At 27.2% G+C, this 18111-nt stretch carries 17 protein-coding genes and 1 other RNA gene; 14 read left to right on the top strand and 4 right to left on the bottom strand.

What is annotated here, in order from left to right; translation table 11 throughout:
• Positions 1–37 precede the first annotated feature (37 nt).
• The 4 genes from LPB137_RS10930 (at position 38) to LPB137_RS10915 (ending at position 3899) form a co-directional block, all read left to right on the top strand.
• On the top strand, positions 38–526 hold the full coding sequence (locus LPB137_RS10930) for a hypothetical protein (protein WP_076087962.1): 489 nt from the start codon (positions 38–40) through the stop codon (positions 524–526).
• A 98-nt stretch (positions 527–624) separates the two neighbouring features.
• A complete protein-coding gene (locus LPB137_RS10925; protein WP_076087960.1) occupies positions 625–2142 on the top strand; it encodes a type IV secretory system conjugative DNA transfer family protein in 1518 nt (505 codons plus the stop codon).
• A 2-nt stretch (positions 2143–2144) separates the two neighbouring features.
• Complete coding sequence (locus tag LPB137_RS10920) at positions 2145–3023, top strand: J domain-containing protein (RefSeq protein WP_076087958.1); 879 nt, start codon at positions 2145–2147, stop codon at positions 3021–3023.
• Positions 3024–3065: 42 nt separating this feature from the next.
• On the top strand, positions 3066–3899 hold the full coding sequence (locus LPB137_RS10915) for a hypothetical protein (RefSeq protein ID WP_076087956.1): 834 nt from the start codon (positions 3066–3068) through the stop codon (positions 3897–3899).
• Positions 3900–4268: 369 nt separating this feature from the next.
• On the opposite strand, the gene ssrA is transcribed toward LPB137_RS10915, so the two are convergent.
• Positions 4269–4658: a transfer-messenger RNA gene (gene ssrA / locus LPB137_RS10910) on the bottom strand.
• A 79-nt stretch (positions 4659–4737) separates the two neighbouring features.
• Between ssrA and LPB137_RS10905 the strand changes: the two genes are divergently transcribed.
• From LPB137_RS10905 to ppk2 (LPB137_RS10885), 5 genes are read left to right on the top strand one after another with little or no spacing between them, the layout of a single operon-like run.
• Positions 4738–5946, top strand: coding sequence for a saccharopine dehydrogenase family protein (locus LPB137_RS10905; protein ID WP_076087954.1), 1209 nt, complete (start codon positions 4738–4740; stop codon positions 5944–5946).
• Positions 5947–5979: 33 nt separating this feature from the next.
• On the top strand, positions 5980–6147 hold the full coding sequence (rd, locus tag LPB137_RS10900) for a rubredoxin (RefSeq protein WP_076087952.1): 168 nt from the start codon (positions 5980–5982) through the stop codon (positions 6145–6147).
• A complete protein-coding gene (nspC, locus tag LPB137_RS10895; RefSeq protein ID WP_076087950.1) occupies positions 6134–7282 on the top strand; it encodes a carboxynorspermidine decarboxylase in 1149 nt (382 codons plus the stop codon). Before rd ends, nspC begins: the two co-directional genes overlap by 14 nt.
• A gap of 12 nt (positions 7283–7294) precedes the next feature.
• Entirely contained in the window at positions 7295–8221 is a 927-nt protein-coding gene (gene ppk2, locus LPB137_RS10890; RefSeq protein WP_076087948.1) for a polyphosphate kinase 2, read from the top strand.
• Positions 8222–8223: 2 nt separating this feature from the next.
• Positions 8224–9351 (top strand): polyphosphate kinase 2, encoded by a 1128-nt coding sequence (gene ppk2, locus LPB137_RS10885; protein WP_076087945.1) that lies wholly within the window; start codon positions 8224–8226, stop codon positions 9349–9351.
• Positions 9352–9386: 35 nt separating this feature from the next.
• On the opposite strand, the gene LPB137_RS10880 is transcribed toward ppk2 (LPB137_RS10885), so the two are convergent.
• On the bottom strand, positions 9387–11117 hold the full coding sequence (locus LPB137_RS10880; protein ID WP_076087943.1) for a vWA domain-containing protein: 1731 nt from the start codon (positions 11115–11117) through the stop codon (positions 9387–9389).
• Between the two features lie 90 nt (positions 11118–11207).
• On the opposite strand from LPB137_RS10880, the gene tig reads away from it, so the two are divergent.
• From tig to def, 3 genes are read left to right on the top strand one after another with little or no spacing between them, the layout of a single operon-like run.
• Positions 11208–12509 (top strand): trigger factor, encoded by a 1302-nt coding sequence (tig, locus tag LPB137_RS10875; protein WP_076087941.1) that lies wholly within the window; start codon positions 11208–11210, stop codon positions 12507–12509.
• A gap of 25 nt (positions 12510–12534) precedes the next feature.
• Positions 12535–13119: an ATP-dependent Clp endopeptidase proteolytic subunit ClpP gene (clpP, locus tag LPB137_RS10870; RefSeq protein WP_076087939.1), complete on the top strand. Its 585-nt coding sequence runs from the start codon at positions 12535–12537 to the stop codon at positions 13117–13119.
• Between the two features lie 8 nt (positions 13120–13127).
• The gene (def, locus tag LPB137_RS10865) at positions 13128–13646 is read left to right on the top strand and encodes a peptide deformylase (RefSeq protein ID WP_076087937.1); all 519 of its coding nucleotides are present in this window, start codon (positions 13128–13130) and stop codon (positions 13644–13646) included.
• 29 nt (positions 13647–13675) lie between these two features.
• Here the strand turns inward: def and LPB137_RS10860 are convergent, their stop codons facing one another.
• Both LPB137_RS10860 and LPB137_RS10855 read right to left on the bottom strand, forming a co-directional pair.
• The gene (locus LPB137_RS10860) at positions 13676–14053 is read right to left on the bottom strand and encodes a hypothetical protein (protein ID WP_076087935.1); all 378 of its coding nucleotides are present in this window, start codon (positions 14051–14053) and stop codon (positions 13676–13678) included.
• Positions 14054–14152: 99 nt separating this feature from the next.
• Positions 14153–15442 carry an APC family permease gene (locus tag LPB137_RS10855; RefSeq protein WP_076087933.1) on the bottom strand — a complete coding sequence of 430 codons (1290 nt, stop codon included), beginning with the start codon at positions 15440–15442 and terminating at the stop codon, positions 14153–14155.
• Between the two features lie 118 nt (positions 15443–15560).
• Here LPB137_RS10855 and LPB137_RS10850 point away from each other — a divergent pair, with 118 nt between their 5' ends.
• Entirely contained in the window at positions 15561–17081 is a 1521-nt protein-coding gene (locus LPB137_RS10850) for a YifB family Mg chelatase-like AAA ATPase (protein ID WP_076087931.1), read from the top strand.
• Positions 17082–17160: 79 nt separating this feature from the next.
• Complete coding sequence (era, locus tag LPB137_RS10845; protein ID WP_076087929.1) at positions 17161–18045, top strand: GTPase Era; 885 nt, start codon at positions 17161–17163, stop codon at positions 18043–18045.
• The last annotated feature ends 66 nt before the right edge of the window (positions 18046–18111 follow it).

The raw sequence follows: 18111 nt of genomic DNA, 5'->3' as shown, positions 1-18111 counted from the left end.
TAAATTCCGAGTATGAATTCATGTTACCACTCCACTAATGATAAGTGCAAATGAAATTGAAGGACAAAAAAGAATTAGACTCTCAAAAAAAGAGTTTGCATATATTCAAAAAGAGATAGAAAGCTATAAAAACTTGAAATATAAAGAGCTTGGAAAAACTAGACACTACGAAAAAACAAAAGACCTTTCAAAAGATAAACAAAACGAGCAAGAGATTAAAACAAAAAGAAATACAAAAACATTAAAAGACAAGATCAAAGAGAATCTAGAAAGAATACTAAATAAGGCTACTTCACAAACTTTTCTAGATAACTATTTAAAGAATAATGGTTTTGAAGTATATAAAAGAGGTCAAACTTTAGGGGTAATTTATGAAAAGAAGAAATATAGATTAAAAACTCTAGGGCTTGATACTTTATATACTTCTAAAACAAAAGAGTTTGAAAATATCAAAGAAAGAGAAATAAGACGGGATAAACAAAAACAAGATAAATCTTACTCACGTGAAAGCTCACACTTTAGATGAAAAAACAGACTAAATCAAATTACAAAAAGATTTATCTTGCAAAGCAAAAAATAACTATTTTTAATATAAAATAAATACAATTAAAAATAAGGCTTTCTATGGATAATATTGTTCAGCTTGTTATACTTTTACTAATAATATTTTTTATGCTTAAATTCGTACTTAAATTCTTTAAAGGTTTGGGAATAGGATTTTTAAATCCATTCTACTGGATATATTACCTTCTATTTAAACCCTTTAATAAAGATGATGGAATGATGAAAAGAGCCGATGAATCAAAGCTTTTTTCAAAGTTTAATGATGGACTATTAATAGATGGAAAAAATAAAAGATTAACGAGTAAAGAGAGCTTTAATCATCTTGCTTTAATTTCTAGAACTGGTGGAGGTAAAACAACTTCTTTCGTATTACCTAATATCTATAAACTAGGTTCTGGGAAGACTTCTATGGTTATTACAGACCTAAGTGGAGAGATATTTGAAAAAACAAGTGGTTACTTAAAAAGTAAAGGTTACCATATTCATGTACTAGATCCAAAAAACCTAAACGAATCCATAAGATACAATCCTTTAGACTATGCAAATGATTCTATGAGTATTGATATGGTTAGCGAGATATTAATAAGCTCATCAGGGTTAAAAGGAAGTAATGCAGATGATAAAATCTGGAGTGATGGAGCTAAAAACTTTATATCAATTCTGATAAAAGTTTTAAAAGGTACGGGTGATAAAAAATATATTAATCTAGCAAATGTTAGATATATGCTTAATAACTTTGGTACAAACGGACAGCCTTTAGATGACTTTGTAAAAAGATATGCAGATGATAAAACTTTTAATGAATATAAGGGATTTGTTACAGGTAATGAGAAAACTATTCAATCTTTTATTTCTACTGCTAATATTGCCCTTAGTCCAATAGGTATAAATGATAATTTAGAAAAATTAACTTATTCACATAATATTGATTTTAAGAAGTTTAGAGAAGAAAAATCAGTTGTATATATTAGAATAGAACAACAATATCAAGAACAATATTCTTTTTTATTAAGTCTTTTTTATTCTCAATTATTTAATGAAATGATGGAAAAGATACCATCTAAAAAAGACTTACCAATTTATTGTTTACTTGATGAGTTTGGAAATATGAATATTCCAAAATTTCCTTCTATTATTACAACTATTAGAAAATACAAAGTTTCAATTTCTATTATCATTCAAAGTATTAGCCAATTAAACGAAGTGTATTCAGTAAATAAAGCTAAAACTATTCTTGATGGTGGAGTTGCAAGTAAATTAATTCTAAGTGGTGCTGATTTAGATTTAGCCTCAAATCTTGAAAGAATGTTTGGACATAAAAAAACTCTAGAACAATCAGCACTAGGTGAACCAGTTTTTGAAAAGAATAATGTAATGAGTGCAAGTGAAATTAGAACCATGCAAGATGATGAAGCTTTATTTATATATGCAAACAAAAAGCCTTTAAAATTAAATATAAAACCTTACTACAAAGATTTTATGTTTAATGGTTTTTCAAAAATGAAACCTTATGCTATTAATTATAAAAATATCAATGATAATATTTCTTACGTTGATCTTGAAAATGTAGAGTTTTAAAAATGGAATATTTAGAAACTTTTTTAAACGATATTGATTCTTTAAACTTTGATAACTCAGTAATGATTTTAATAGTATTTGCTATATCTTATTTCATCTCAAAGAGATTTGAAAAACCAATTTATAGAATTATAATCTTATTATTTTCTTACTATTTAATTACAGCTACAAGTAAAACTCATATACTTCTAAATGAAGATATTGTTGTTTCTGTTGGACTTATAATACCTCATGTAAAATTCGTATTTTCCTTTATAGCTGATATTTTTACAAGTATTAAAAATATGACTTCTAATACTTACTTTTTCTTTGTATCTATTTTTTATAAAATACTTAGGCTCTTTAATTGGATTAAAGATATTTTACTTGTTATAAAAGGTTTCTTTTTCAGAACAAAAAAAGAAGAAAATTATTCAAATTCTTCACACAATGAAAAACAAGAATATTCATATAATGAAAGTGAAGATTTCTCAAATAGAAATAAAGAACAATCAAATAATGATTATTCAAAAAAAGAAGATGATTATAGCTCTAAGAACTCATATAATGGCTATAGAGATAATGATTCAAAGAAAAGAGAACAAAGATACAAAGAAGACTTTAGAGGTTCATATAAGGAAACTAAAGAAGAAACTATTTATGAAGAGTATGAAAACTTAGAACATATAGCAGATGAACTTAAAAGATTCTATTCTCAAAGTGCTTATATCATTTTAGGAGTAAGTGAAAATGATGATTTTTCACATATCAAAAAATCGTATAGGGCTTTAGTTTCTATTTATCATCCTGATAAGAATTTAGATGAAATTGAACTTTATACTGAAATTACTCAAAATATAAATAGTGCTTACGATAAATTGAAAAAAATTAAAGGGAAATAGAAATTTAACTAGCTTTGTATTAATTTTATATATAATTACACTATGAATTTAGAAACAGAATACAAAGAGAATAAAGAGATTAAAATTAATGAATTAATTGAGTCATTAATTAAAGAAGATTATTTAGAAGATATAATTGATAACTTTAAGAATGAACTTAAAAAACATGAAACTCAAAGAGAAATTATCAATGAACTGAAAATAAAAAAAGATAAATATATAAAACAATATATTGAAGATACAAAATTTCCTGAAAAGCTTGAATTAGAATATTTAAATTACAAAGCTTTACTTTTTTATTTTTTAGAAACTTTTACATATAAAAATATGACGCTTGATTTTAGTTTATATAATAATAATTTAAATAGAATACAGAAGTCTTTAAAAACAACATTTGAAGAAATATTTAAAAATGAAATGCCTATTAAAATAAATGTTAATCTAAAGAATTTTCCTCATTTAATTGGATATAAAGATTATCATGTTGAAGATGGAAAAAAAATATTTTCTAAAACAACAAAAGATGAATTTATTAAGAACATATTTTATGAATCAAACTTAACACATGATTATGAATTAGATGGATGTGATATTAATAAAATTCAAGCTTTTTCATGGATTCAAAAAACCTTATACAAACCATTGTATGTTTTTACAAAAGAATCTCTAAAATTATCTAACTTAAAAACAGATATGATTTTTGTAAGAAGAAAAAATTCTAATTATCATTATGTTTCATTAAAAAAACACCTTGGGAATATTGAAAATGAGTATTATATAAATTCACATCATCATATAACACAAGATGAGTTCAATGAGAAATTTAATTTAAATAAAAGAATATATGAATTTAAGTTTCCGAAAAAAGAGCAATAAAAAAGGGCTCTTCAAAGAAGAACCCTTTTAGTCTATCAGAAAGACCAGCCCAAGTGATGAATAATCATCTTGCTTTCGCATTTATTGTTTTTATTATATTATACAAAATATTAAATTTACATTAATCTTAATATTTACTCTTAAAAACGATTACATTTTACCTATTGTAATAAAAAATTAATATAAAAATTGTAAAAACTAAAAAGTATAATTTAAATTTTTGAATTATATGTGTAAATTTTGAAATTTATTTTTAGGGTGTCTAATAGGTGACTAAAGTTTTTATTAGGTATGGAAATAATCTTTAAAAGACCTATAAAATAGGACTTGTATAGATAAAATAGGACTTGTATAGATAAAATAATTTTTTGGTGGAGATGTCCGGGATTGAACCGGAGTCTTAAAACATATCCGCATAGCGTCTACATGTTTAGAAGAGGTCGATCAATTTCACTTATCATAAGCTCAACCTGCAAGGCTTATGAAAGATAAGATTAGGAATGTCTCTTTAAAGTTAAATCAACTCTTTAAAGATAAGCTATTAGGGTGAGCCCATTTAAATCTACCTATATAGCATCAGTAGAATGAGCCTCCTAGTCTCGACCCACTTAAGGGGAGTCTAAATTAAAACTTACGCTGCTGCGTAAGCTGGAGAATAATTAGTATTATTTGCGTTTAAAAAAAATGAACCGTATAACGGCGTGTTCAGGCCGACATGCAACTAGACTTCAATGCTCTAATCGAAGCCAAATCATCCCCATATATAATTCGCAACTTTAACAAATATTTACTTAAAATATAATATAATAATAGTTAATATAAATTAAAAGAGGTAAAGATGGCAAATACTAATACAGGTATTTTAATTATCGGAGCTGGTGGCGTTAGCCGTGTTGCAACAACTAAGTGTGCAATGAACATAAATACATTTGAAAAGATTACTTTAGCATCAAGAACCATATCAAAATGTGAAGCAATTGCAAGTGATATCAAAAAAAATCAAAACGTAGTTATAAATGTTGCATCAGTAGATGCAGATAATGTTCCTTCTTTAGTAAAATTAATCGAGGAAGTAAAACCACGTGTTGTTTTAAATGTTGCTTTACCTTATCAAGATTTAACAATTATGGATGCATGTACGCAAACAGGTGTTGATTATGTAGATACTGCAAACTACGAACATCCAGATGAAGCAAAATTTGAATACAAAGAACAATGGGCAAAGCAAGAGCAATTTGAAAAAGCAAATGTAAAAGCTCTTTTAGGTTCTGGTTTTGATCCTGGAGTTACAGGTGTATTTTGTGCTTATGCTCAACAAAACCTTTTTGATGAGATAAACTATATTGACATCATGGATTGTAATGCAGGTGATCACGGTTACCCATTTGCAACAAACTTTAACCCTGAAATTAACTTAAGAGAAGTTTCTTCAAATGGTAGATATTGGGAAGAGGGTAAGTGGATTGAAACTAAACCTTTAGAAATTAGAGTTGAGCATGACTATCCAGAAGTTGGTGTAAAACCTTCTTATCTTTTATATCACGAAGAATTAGAATCATTATGTAAAAATATCAAAGGTTTAAAAAGAATTAGATTCTTTATGACATTTGGTGATGCTTATATTCAACACATGAATTGCCTTCAAAATGTAGGGATGTTAGGTATTAAAGAAGTAGAGCACAAGGGACAAAAAATTATTCCTATTGAGTTTTTAGCTACACTTTTACCAGATCCTGCATCACTAGGACCAAGAACTGTTGGAAAAACTAATATTGGTTGTATTATCGAAGGTATAAAAGACGGTAAAAAGAAAAAAGTATATATTTATAATATATGTGACCATCAAGAGTGTTATAAAGAAACGGGAGCTCAAGCAGTTTCTTATACTACAGGAGTTCCAGCGATGATTGGAACTAAAATGATTTATCAGGGTATTTGGGATGGAAAAGGTGTCTTTAATATAGAAGAGTTTGATGCAAAACCATTTATGGATGAACTTATGACTCAAGGTTTACCTTGGACAATTTTAGATTTACCAGTAGACTAATAAAAAAATATAAAAAAATAAAAAGGAATTAAAATGAAAAAGTATATTTGTACAGTATGTGATTATATTTATGACCCAGCTCTTGGAGATCCAGATTCAGGAATAGAAGCAGGAACTGCATTTGAAGACATTCCAGAAGATTGGGAATGTCCTGATTGTGGTGTAACAAAAGAGGACTTTGAGCCTTTTGAAGAAGATTAATCAAACAGTAGATAGTTTTGAAAAACTTCCAAGTCCTAGTTTTGTATGTGAACAAGACTTACTTGAAAAGAATTTAAAACTATTAAAAAAAGTGCAAGATGAAGCTGATGTAAATATTCTTTTAGCTTTAAAAGGTTTTTCTTTATACTCAACTTTTGAGTTGTGTAAAAAATATTTAAAAGGCTGTTGTGCTTCAGGATTACATGAAGCACTTCTTGCTAAAAATGAGTTTGGTGGAGAAGTTCATACTTACTCTCCTGCTTTTAAAGATGAAGAAATTGAAGAAATAATTGATCTTTCAAACCACTTAGTTTTTAACTCTTTTAACCAATTAAATAGATACAGACAAAAAGCAATAAATAAAACTTCAATAGGTTTACGTATAAATCCTGAGTATTCATCTGTTGAGGTAGATTTATACAATCCCTGTGCTGTTAATTCAAGATTAGGTATTACAAAAGCAAACTTTGAAGAAAATAATCTTGAAGGTGTTGAAGGTCTTCATTTTCACGCACTTTGTGAGCAAAATGTTGATGCTCTTGAAGGTGTACTTGAAGCATTTGAAAAAAACTTTTCACAATATTTCTCACAATTAAAATGGGTAAATTTTGGTGGAGGACATCATATTACTAGAGCTGATTATGATGTTGTTGGTTTAATTAAATTATTAAAAGAGTTTAAATTAAGATATCCACACCTTGAAGTATATCTAGAACCAGGTGAAGCTGTTGGATGGCAAACTGGTTATTTAGTTGCAACTGTTTTGGATGTAGTTAAAAATGGAATGAATTTAGCAATTTTAGATACATCAGCAGAAGCACATATGCCAGATACTCTTGCAATGCCATATCGTGCAGATATTAGAAATAGTGCACTTGCAAATGAAAAAGAGTTTACTTATAGACTTGGTGGAAATACTTGTTTAGCTGGAGATATAATCGGAGATTACTCTTTTGATAAGCCCTTAAAAATTGGTGATAAAATAATCTTAGAAGACATGATACATTACACAATGGTAAAAACTACCACATTTAATGGAATAAAGTTACCATCAATTGTAATTAAAGTATCAGATTCATGTTATCAAATTGTAAACAATTTTGGATATAATGAGTATATAAGCAGACTTTCATAAAGGATTAAATTAATGGGAAAAGATAGAGATATTATTCATAACGAAATAAAAGATTTAGAAGATTTAAACTCTTCACTAGAAAAAGAGAATAAAGAAGATAAAGATTCAAATTCGAAAAATAAGAAAAAGAAAAAATCAAAGAAAGTCCAAATTTGGGTTAAAAAAGATACTTTAGAGTATGAAAAAGAACTAACTAAACTTCAAATTGAATTATTAAAATTCCAAAATCATGTAAAAGAGCAGGGATTAAAAGTTCTTATGATTTTTGAAGGTAGAGACGCTGCTGGTAAGGGTGGAACTATCAAAAGAATTACTGAACATTTAAACCCAAGAGGTGCTAGAGTTATTGCTCTAGAGAAACCAAGTGATAGAGAAACCTCTCAATGGTATTTTCAAAGATACACTCAATATCTTCCAAGTGCGGGAGAAATTGTACTATTTGATAGGTCATGGTATAACAGAGCTGGAGTTGAACCTGTAATGGGATTTTGTTCAACAACAGAACATCATGAATTTTTAAAAGAAGTTCCTGAATTTGAGCAAATGCTTGTAAAATCAGGAATTATTTTAATGAAATTCTATTTTTCAGTTTCTAAAAAAGAACAAGCAAAAAGATTCAAAAAAAGAGAAGTAGATCCTTTAAAACAATATAAGCTTTCACCTGTAGATAAAGAGTCTCAAAAACTTTGGGATAAATATACAATTGCTAAGTTTTCAATGTTAATGGCTTCAAATACTGACGTTTCACCATGGACTGTTATTAAAAGTGATGATAAAAAACAAGCTAGAATAAATTGTATAAAATATATTTTAGATCATGTTGAGTATCCTAATAAAATAGATGATGAACATATAAAAACTGATGATAATATCTTAATTTCAGGTACAGAAGAGATAGGAAATATGGAACAAGAAAATAAATTTGCAAGGTCTGTATAATTATGAATTTAAGTGATTTTGAGAAAACAAACCATAGTGGATTATATATTTCTAAAGCTGCCCATCCTACTTTTGGAAAAAAATATATTGCAAGATTTCAATATGAAAGAAAAAGATACGTAAAAGTACTAGGATATACTAGAAAAGATGGTCTAACAAAAAAAACAGCTTTAGATTTGATGCTTAAATTTAAAGATTCAATAATCGTAAAAGAGGATACTATAGAACCAACTGTTATTAAAAATGAAGAAAAAAATAATAGTTTTGAAAATGAACAGTTATCAAAATTAATAAAAGAAAATGAAGAATTAATTGCAATTTTAGGTAATTATAAAAAGCTTAATCCTGAAATTTTAGCTGAAGGTATACAAAAAATATACGATCTTGAAGAATTAAAAAAATATCAAATTGAATTAATTAAACTTCAAAATCATTTAGAATCAAATTCGCAAAGAATGATTATTATCTTTGAAGGAAGAGATGCTTCTGGAAAAGGTGGTGCAATTAGACGTATGACTAGATATATGAATAATAAGCATTACAGAATTGTAGCCCTTGGTAAGCCAACAGAAACTCAAAGAACACAATGGTTCTTTCAAAGATATGTTGAACGTTTCCCAACAGGTGGTGAAATAGTACTATTTGATAGGTCTTGGTACAATAGAGCAATGGTAGAGCCTATTTTTGGATTTTGTACAAAAGAAGAACATGAAATTTTTATGGAAGATGTTGTTAATTTTGAGCAAGATTTAGTAAGACAAGGAATGATATTAATCAAACTTTATTTCTCAGTTTCAAAAGAAGAACAAAAAAGAAGATTTGATAGAAGAATTCAAGATCCATTAAGACAATGGAAATTTTCTGAAGTTGATATGCAAGCGCAAGATTTATGGGATGAGTTTTCTGAAAAGAAATATGAGATGTTAAGACGTACGACTTCAAGATCAGCACCTTGGCATATAGTTAGATCAGATGATAAACATAAAGCTAGACTTGAAGCTATTAAAGTAATTTTAAATTCTGTTGATTATGATGGAAGAAATTATTCACTTGATTATGAACCAAATGAAGATGTAAATATTTCTGTTCAAAGAGAGTTACTTCAAATGAGAAAATCTAAAAACTACTAATATTTAGTTTTCCGCTTATCTAAATTCGCAAAGTTCTACCAAGGATTTTGCGAGTTACTATTCTGTATTTTAGATTCCATTTTTTTCATTAAAGAGTTTGTTTTTTGATTATCTAATTGTTTTAACCATTTTTGCTCTTCTAAATCTGATATTTCATTTTGTTTTTTTACTTGTGTATCTTTTTTATTTTGCTTGTCTTTATTTTCTTCTTTTTTATTCTGTGTATCTTTTTTATCTTTGTTTTTATCTTGCTTTTGGTCTTTATCTTTTTTATCTGAATTCTCTTTTTCTGAATCTTTATTCTTCTTCTTATCTTTATTTTCTTTCTTGTCTTTATTCTTATCTTTTTTGTTTTTATTACCTTTATTTTTTTGCTCTTGTTTTTTTAATGCTTTATTAACTAAATCTAGGTTTTCTTTTGTTTGTTTGTCATTCTTTAATTTTAGTGCTTCTTCATAAGTTTTTTTTGCTTCTTGTAAATTTTTTGCTTTTACGTAAGAGTTTCCAAGATTATGAAATTTTTGATAGTTTAAATCTTTATCATCACTTTCTATACTTTTATACTCATTTATAGCTTCTTTAAATTTACCTTCTTTATAAAGTGAATTTGCAAGATTATATTTAGCTTGGGAGCTTTGTTTTATACTTGAAAACTCTTTTGCAGCTTTTCCATAATTTTGAGCCTTATAAGCGTTTTTTGCATCATTGATTGTTTGGAAATCAAAAGTAGCTGCCTTTGTATTTTGTAAATTAAAACATAAAGATAATAGAAAAATTGAAATTATGTTTTTTTTATTTTTAAAGCTTAATTTTGGCAATGATGAAAAAGCAATTAGTATTAAAAATATAGCCAAGCCAAGAGGATAATAGAAAAGTTCAGTATAAGTTTTAAATCTTTTTTCTTCAAACTCTTGTTTTTGTGATTTTGAATTAATCTCATTTAAAACCTGAGTTATATCATTTGAATCTAATGAATAGTTAATATATGCACCATTTGTTTTTAAGCTTAATTCTTTGATATTCTCATTTAATCTTACATTTACAATATTGCCTTTAGTATCAACTAAATAGTTTCCATCTTTAAGTTTAATAGCTGAGCCTTTTTTACTTGCAGTTGCAATTGTGTAAATATTTATGTTGTTTTGTTTTGCAAACTCTATTTCTTCCTCAAAGTTTTTTTTATCTGCTCCATCACTTAATAAGATTAGGTTTTTATGCTTAAAGTCTTTTAATAATTTATTTGTTGTTTCTAATGTTGAATAGATATTAGTTCCATTATCAAAATTGATTCCTGTATCTAAGTTTTCAATTAATATTTTTAAAGATGTAAAATCTTGAGTTACTGGTGAGAGGATAAATGAGGACTTTGCGAATAAAATAACTCCTAATGCATTTGTTTTTGAAATTTCTATAATATCAAGTAATTTTTTCTTTGCAAACTCTAATCTATTTGGATAAATATCATTTGCTAGCATGGATTTTGAAACATCAATTGCAACTATAACTGCATTTAGCTCTTGTTTTGATTCGTGTGTTTTTTCATTTGCAACTGGACGTGCGAGTGCTATTATCATAAATAGTAATGAAATAAATAAAGTTATATTTCTAGCTTTATTTGAGGAATATTGGTTTGAAACAGAAAGTTTCTCTAATATATCTTTTGAAAAATATTGTTCAAATGAATTCTTTTTTGTGATTATAAAAAACATTAAAATAAAAGCTGGTATTAGCATTAAGTAAATCACATTTATGTATAAAAATTGCAAGGTAAAACTCCTTTAAAAATGTATTTTATAAAAGGCTTAGTAATATTTAGATAAAATCACGGTTAAATTATAACAATCGGAGTAAATTTGATGGAATTCAAAGCAAATAAAGTAGACGAAGCAAACGCAGTAGTATCTGCAACAATTACAAAAGAAACAATTGACACTAACTTAGATAAAGTAGCTAAACAAGCTGCTAAAACTATGGATATTCAAGGTTTTAGAAAAGGTAAAGTTCCTGTTGCTGTTGTAAAACAAAGATATGCAGATAAATTAACTGAAGACGCTGAAGGTGAAGCATTAAGAGCAATCTTAGCAGATGGTTTAAAAGAATTAAACATTACTAATGAAGATTTAGTAGGTGAGCCTTCAATTACTAAATTTGATAAAAAAGAAGATGGTTCAATTGATGTTGAAGTATCAGTTGCTTGTAAACCAGCAGTAGAATTAGGTGATTATAAATCATTCTTACCAGAAGTTGAAGACAAAGCAATAGATGCAAAAGAAATTGATGCTAAATTAGAAGAAATGGCTGCACAATCTGCACCATTAACTAAAATTGCTAGAAAAAGAATGGTTAAAGACCAAGATCACGCTTTAATTGATTTTGAAGGTTTTGTTGATGGTGTTGCATTTGATGGTGGAAAAGCTGAGAAATTTGCATTACACATCGGTTCTGGTTCATTTATTCCAGGATTTGAAGATCAAGTAATTGGTATGAAATATGATGAAGAAAAAGATATCACTGTTACTTTCCCAGCAGAATACCAATCAGCTGATTTAGCTGGTAAAGAAGCTGTATTTAAAGTAAAATTACATGAAATTCAAGAAAAAGCTGCTGGTGAAATCAATGACGAATTCGCTGCAAAAATGTTACCAGGTGAAGAAAATGTAACTGTTGATACATTAAAAGAAAAACTTGAAGAGCAAATGAAAGCTGAAGCAAAAAATAAATACTACAGAGAAGAATTAAAACCTGCATATTTAGAAACTTTAGTTGAAAAATTAACTTTCGCATTACCATCAACTGTTGTTGATCAAGAAGTTAATCAAGCATTAAACAACAAAGTAAGATCTATGAGTGAAGACGAAATTAAAGCTTTACAAGAAGATGCTGCTAAAGTTGAAGAAATGAGAGAAGAATTAAAAGAAGATGCACAAAATTCTGTTAAAGCTACATTCATCGTTGATGCATTAGCAAAAGCTGAGAGTGTTGATGTTACAGATCAAGAAGTTTCTCAAGTATTATACTACGAAGCAATGCAAATGGGACAAAATCCTCAAGATGTATTAAAACAATATCAAGAAGCAGGATACCTTCCAGCAATTAAAATGTCTATGATTGAAGAAAAAGTAATTACTAAATTATTAGACGAAAAATTAGCAAAATAAAACCTTTTAGGTTATAGGATAAAAAATGAGTTATATACCATATGTAGTTGAACAAACTGGAAGAGGAGAAAGAAGTTACGATATTTATTCAAGACTTCTTAAAGATAGAATCATCATGTTAAGTGGTGAAGTAAATGATCAAGTAGCATCAACTATTGTTGCTCAATTATTATTCTTAGAAGCTGAAGATCCAGATAAAGATATCTATTTATACATAAACTCTCCAGGTGGAGTAATTACTAGTGGAATGTCTATTTATGACACTATGAATTATATTAAACCTGATGTTTGTACTATTTGTATTGGTCAAGCTGCATCTATGGGTGCATTTTTATTATCAGCTGGAGTAAAAGGAAAGAGATATTCTCTTCCTAACTCAAGAATCATGATTCACCAACCAAGTGGTGGTGCTCAAGGTCAATCAACTGATATTCAAATTCAAGCAAAAGAAATTCAAAGAATGAAAGACGATTTAAATGCAATGATTGCAGAACAAACTGGTCAAAAAGTTGAAAAAATTGCTGAAGATACTGAAAGAGATAACTTTATGAGTGCACCTCAAGCTTGTGAGTATGGTCTTATTGACGAAGTTATCGCTAAACATAAGTAGTAAATCTAATGATTAGAGAAGTTATAACTTATCCAAATAAATTACTTCGATTAAAGTCTGAAGATGTTGTGAAGTTCGACTCAGAACTTCACACACTTTTAGATGATATGTACGAAACTATGATTGATCATGCTGGTGTTGGACTTGCTGCAATTCAAGTTGCTATTCCTTTAAATATTTTAATCATTTGTTTACCAGATGAAGAAGATGTTCAAAGCCAAGAAAATTTAATTGAAGCTATTAATCCAGTAATTACTCATAAAGATGGTGAGCAAGTTTTTACAGAAGGTTGTTTAAGTGTACCTGGGTTTACTGAAGATGTTACAAGAGCTGAACATATTGTAGTTGAATACTATAATCGTGAAGGCGAAAAACAAATAATGGAAACTGAAGGTTTTTTAGCTGTTGCATGGCAACATGAAATGGAACATTTATCAGGACACTTATTTATTGAAAACTTATCTTTTTTAAAAAGAAAGAAGTTTGAAAAAGAGTGGAAGAAAAAACTAAAAGAAGAGAAAAAATAAATTAATATTTTTTCTTTTTCTTTAACTTATTAAACTAACTGCAGTTTATGAACTACATTATATATCATAGATAAAAGCAAACTATTTACTAATATCCAAACTAACCAAAAGAATATTTTTTCAAATTTTGTGATAAATAAATTCCTATAAAAATATGGAAAAGATTTATATGCAGAAAATAAAAAAACAATAACTCCAAATATAAAACTTATAGTATTTATTGATGTAAAAATGATAGTTATAAACGTTATAAAAGGTAAAAACACGCTAAGTGCAAAAAACTTTGCATACTTTGGTCTTTTATTTGTTTCATTAAAATATCCAACTGTATATCCACATTTAGGACAAACTGTTCCTAACTGTTCTTTAATTTCACTTTGACATTCTGGACATGACATTAATTTCATAAAGTATTTTCCTTTAAATTTATTAAATTATATAAGATATATTTATACCAATTTATAGTTTGTATTGATATTAAAAATTAAAAAGTACAAGACATTTACTTAACATTGTTCTTTTATTTCTCTTTTATTTAATTTCCGAAGTAATATTTCAATAATAAATGCAATAATAAAAGTAATTAGAATATAAATGAAAAAGTAATTAATTTCTTTAGATGTATAATATATAGCAAACCCTGCAGCTAAAAAAGTACCTAATATGCTTAAGATAATTATAAAGATATTAGCTTTTGTTTCTTTTATTACAAATAAATGGCCAATATGTGTTAATTCTTGTATTAATAAAACTATGATGGCAGCAATTGATGCAATTGTTCCTAAATCCAAAAATAATATCATAGGTACTACAATTAAAGCTGAAATAATAAGCCCTTCTGTATTATGATAAATATGTCTTTGATAAACATTAGGTAAATCACCTTCTTTTGCTAAAGTATAGCCTATTTGTGTTGCTGCATAAAGTGTTGCATTAATTGCAGAGGCTGTTGCTAATAATGCAGTTGCTGCTATTAGTTTAAATCCTAATATGCCAAATATAGGTAGTGCAGCTTTAGCTAGTGCAAAGTCTTCACTTTTAATAATTTGTTCCAAACTTAAATTCCCAAAAACAGCGATACTCACACTTATATATAAAATTGCTACTAAAATTATTGTGATTATCATAGATTTTAACATTGTATCAGAAGGATTATCCATATCTTCAACACTATTTGTAATAACACTAAAACCTTGAAAAGCAAAAAAAGTTAATCCCAATGAGTATAAAATTGTCAAAGAACTGGGACTATTTTTAAAACTAAAATGTGAAGGTTCAATATAAAGTATTGCAGTAAAGGTAAAAATGATTAAAGCAATTAACTTAATAATGACAATTGATGATTCTATTTTAGAAATAAAAGCAGCCCCTAGTAGATTTATAATTACAAATACTCCTAATACTATTAAGGCAAACATATTAATATTAAAGTCATTTATTCCTGATTTTAAATATGTACTAGCATAGGTACCAAAAGATTTTGCTACAGCTGCAATTGATATAAGTTGAGCAAAATAAAAAAGTATTCCTAATGATCCAGAAAATAAACCTTTTCCATATGCTTGGACTAAATACTCAATAATCCCTCCACGACTTGGATAGGTAACTGAAAGTTTACTAAGTGAGTATCCACATAATAAAGCAATAATTCCTGCAATAAGAAAAGAAGCTATTACAAAATTTCCAGCAATTGCTCCTGCTTGTCCAATTACTATAAATATTCCAGCTCCAACCATTGAACCAATTCCTAAAAATATTGCGTTCCATAGTCCAAAAGATTTTTTATTTGATGTCATTATTTTCCTATTGTTGTATTATTTAATTAATTGCATTATAACAATTTTGATTGATAGTATAAGTAAAAAGAGTAAATAATAAGCTATAATAATTTTAAATATTATTAAAGGATATTCTTTGAAAATTATAAATTCTGCTTCTTTAGATGGAATTGACGCTTTAAATATTAATGTTGAATCAACATTTACAAAAGGTTTGCCATCATTTACTATTGTTGGATTAATTTCAACAAGTATTCAAGAATCAAAAGATAGAGTTAAATCTGCACTTTTAATGAATGAATACAAATTCCCTCCACTAAAAATTACAATTAATCTATCCCCTTCAGATGTTAAAAAGAAAGGTACACATTTTGATTTAGCAATTGCATTACAAATTGCTTTATATGATTTAAAAAAAGATGTATTCTGCGATTTTCATGTTTTTGGGGAGCTTAGTTTAAATGGTGATATTAAAGATACAAGCACAATCTTTCCTCTTGTTTTATCTTTAGCTAAAAATAAAAGAATTAAAAAACTTTTAGTTTGTGAAGAAAGTGCAAAATATATATCTAATATACCTAATTTAGAAATATATGTTGTAAATAATCTAAAAAATGCAATAGAATTTTTTAATTTAAAGAATAATGATGATAAAGAAAAATACAAATATAAATCAACTACTTTAGAATATGAAACAATAGATATTAATGATGAGAAATTCTATTATGATAAAAAATATGAAGAAGATTTTTCTGATGTAATAGGACAAGAAAATGCAAAATTTGCAGCATTAATTAGTGCTGCAGGAAATCATAATTTGATTTTTGAAGGTTCCCCTGGATGTGGAAAATCAATGATTAGTAAAAGAATTAAAAATATACTTCCACCAATGAGTCTTGAAGAAATACTTGAAAAAGCAAAACTGCAAGCTTTAGATTATAAAGAAATCGATTTTGTACCTATTAGAACTTTTAGAAATCCTCATCACAGTTCTACAAAATCTTCAATTTTTGGAGGAGGAAGTACAAATGCAAAAATAGGAGAAATTGCACTTAGCAACAACGGTATTTTGTTCTTTGACGAATTGCCACATTTCTCGAAATCAGTTTTAGAAGCTATGAGAGAGCCTTTAGAAGATAATAAAATATTAATCTCACGAGTAAATAGTAAAACAGAATATTTAACAAAGTTTATTTTTGTTGCATCTATGAACCCATGTCCTTGTGGAAATTTACTTTCAAGCATTAAACAATGCAGATGTAATGAAGCAGAAATTCAAAGATATAAGAACCGATTATCAGACCCATTCTTAGACAGAATTGATTTATATGTTGTTATGAATGATACTTCAAATGATTCTAAAAATACAGTAAGTTCAGAAGAGTTACACCAAAATGTAATAAATGCTTTTATTGCTCAAAAAAATAGAGGACAAAGTGAATTAAATGGTAAGTTGAAAGATGAAGATATAAAAAAATATTGTATTTTAGATGAGGAATCTTCTTTTCTTTTCCAAAAAGCTATTATTTCTTATGAGCTAACTTTTAGAAGTATAAACAAAGTATTAAAAGTAGCAAGAACTATTGCTGATTTAAATAATAATAAAGATATTACAAAAGCAGATTTACTAAAAAGTTTAAGTTTTAGACGACGATAAAAACTGCTTTACCCCTCTATAATCACAAAGATGCTAATATTGCGGAATATTAGAGCAATAAATTGCTTAAGGAGAAAAAATGACTAAATGTGGTTATGTATCAGTAGTAGGACGTCCAAATGCAGGTAAAAGTTCACTATTAAACTGGCTAGTTGGTGAAAAAATTGCAATGGTTTCACATAAAGCCAATGCTACAAGAAAAAGATCAAATATAATTGTAATGCATGAAGATGATCAAATTGTATTTGTAGATACTCCAGGTATCCATGAAACAGAAAAACTTATAAATAAATTCATGTTAGATGAAGCATTAAAAGCAATGGGTGATTGTGATTTAATTCTATTTTTAGCACCTGTTACAGATAAACTAACTCATTACGAAGATTTTTTAGTTAAAAACAAAAAAAATGTAAAACATATTTTATTACTTACAAAAGTTGATAATGTTACTAACGAAGAAGTATTAGAAAAAATGAAAGAGTATCAAGTTCATTCTGATAAATATGAATCAATTATTCCAGTATCAATTAAAAAGGGTACAACGCATGGAAATATTTTAGATGATGTTGTTAAGCACTTACCAGAACATCCATATTTATTTGACCCTGAAATCATGACAACTGAACATATGAGAGATATTTTTAAAGAGTTTATTAGAGAATCAATTTTTGAGAATATTTCTGATGAAATTCCATATGAAACAGATGTACTTATTAATAAAGTAGAAGAAAAACCAAAAATCGATGTAATCAAAGCTACTATTATTGTTCAAAAAGGAACACAAAAGGGAATGATTATTGGTAAGAATGCAGAAGCTATTAAAAGAATAGGAAAAGACGCAAGACTAAAAATTGAGAAATTAACTGGAAGAAAATGTTTCCTAGAACTATTTGTTTCAATTAAAAAAGGCTGGACAAAAGATAAGCAAGGTCTTAGAGAGCTTGGTTATGATGTAACATTCTAAACAGATATTTCTGTTTAGAATTAATTTTTAAATAAAAATATTAATTATTATTTTTAATTAAAATAT

Source organism: Poseidonibacter parvus, from assembly GCF_001956695.1.
Lineage (GTDB): Bacteria > Campylobacterota > Campylobacteria > Campylobacterales > Arcobacteraceae > Poseidonibacter > Poseidonibacter parvus.
The sequence above is the reverse complement of the archived record's forward strand: the minus strand, read 5'-3'. Positions and strand labels throughout refer to the sequence as shown.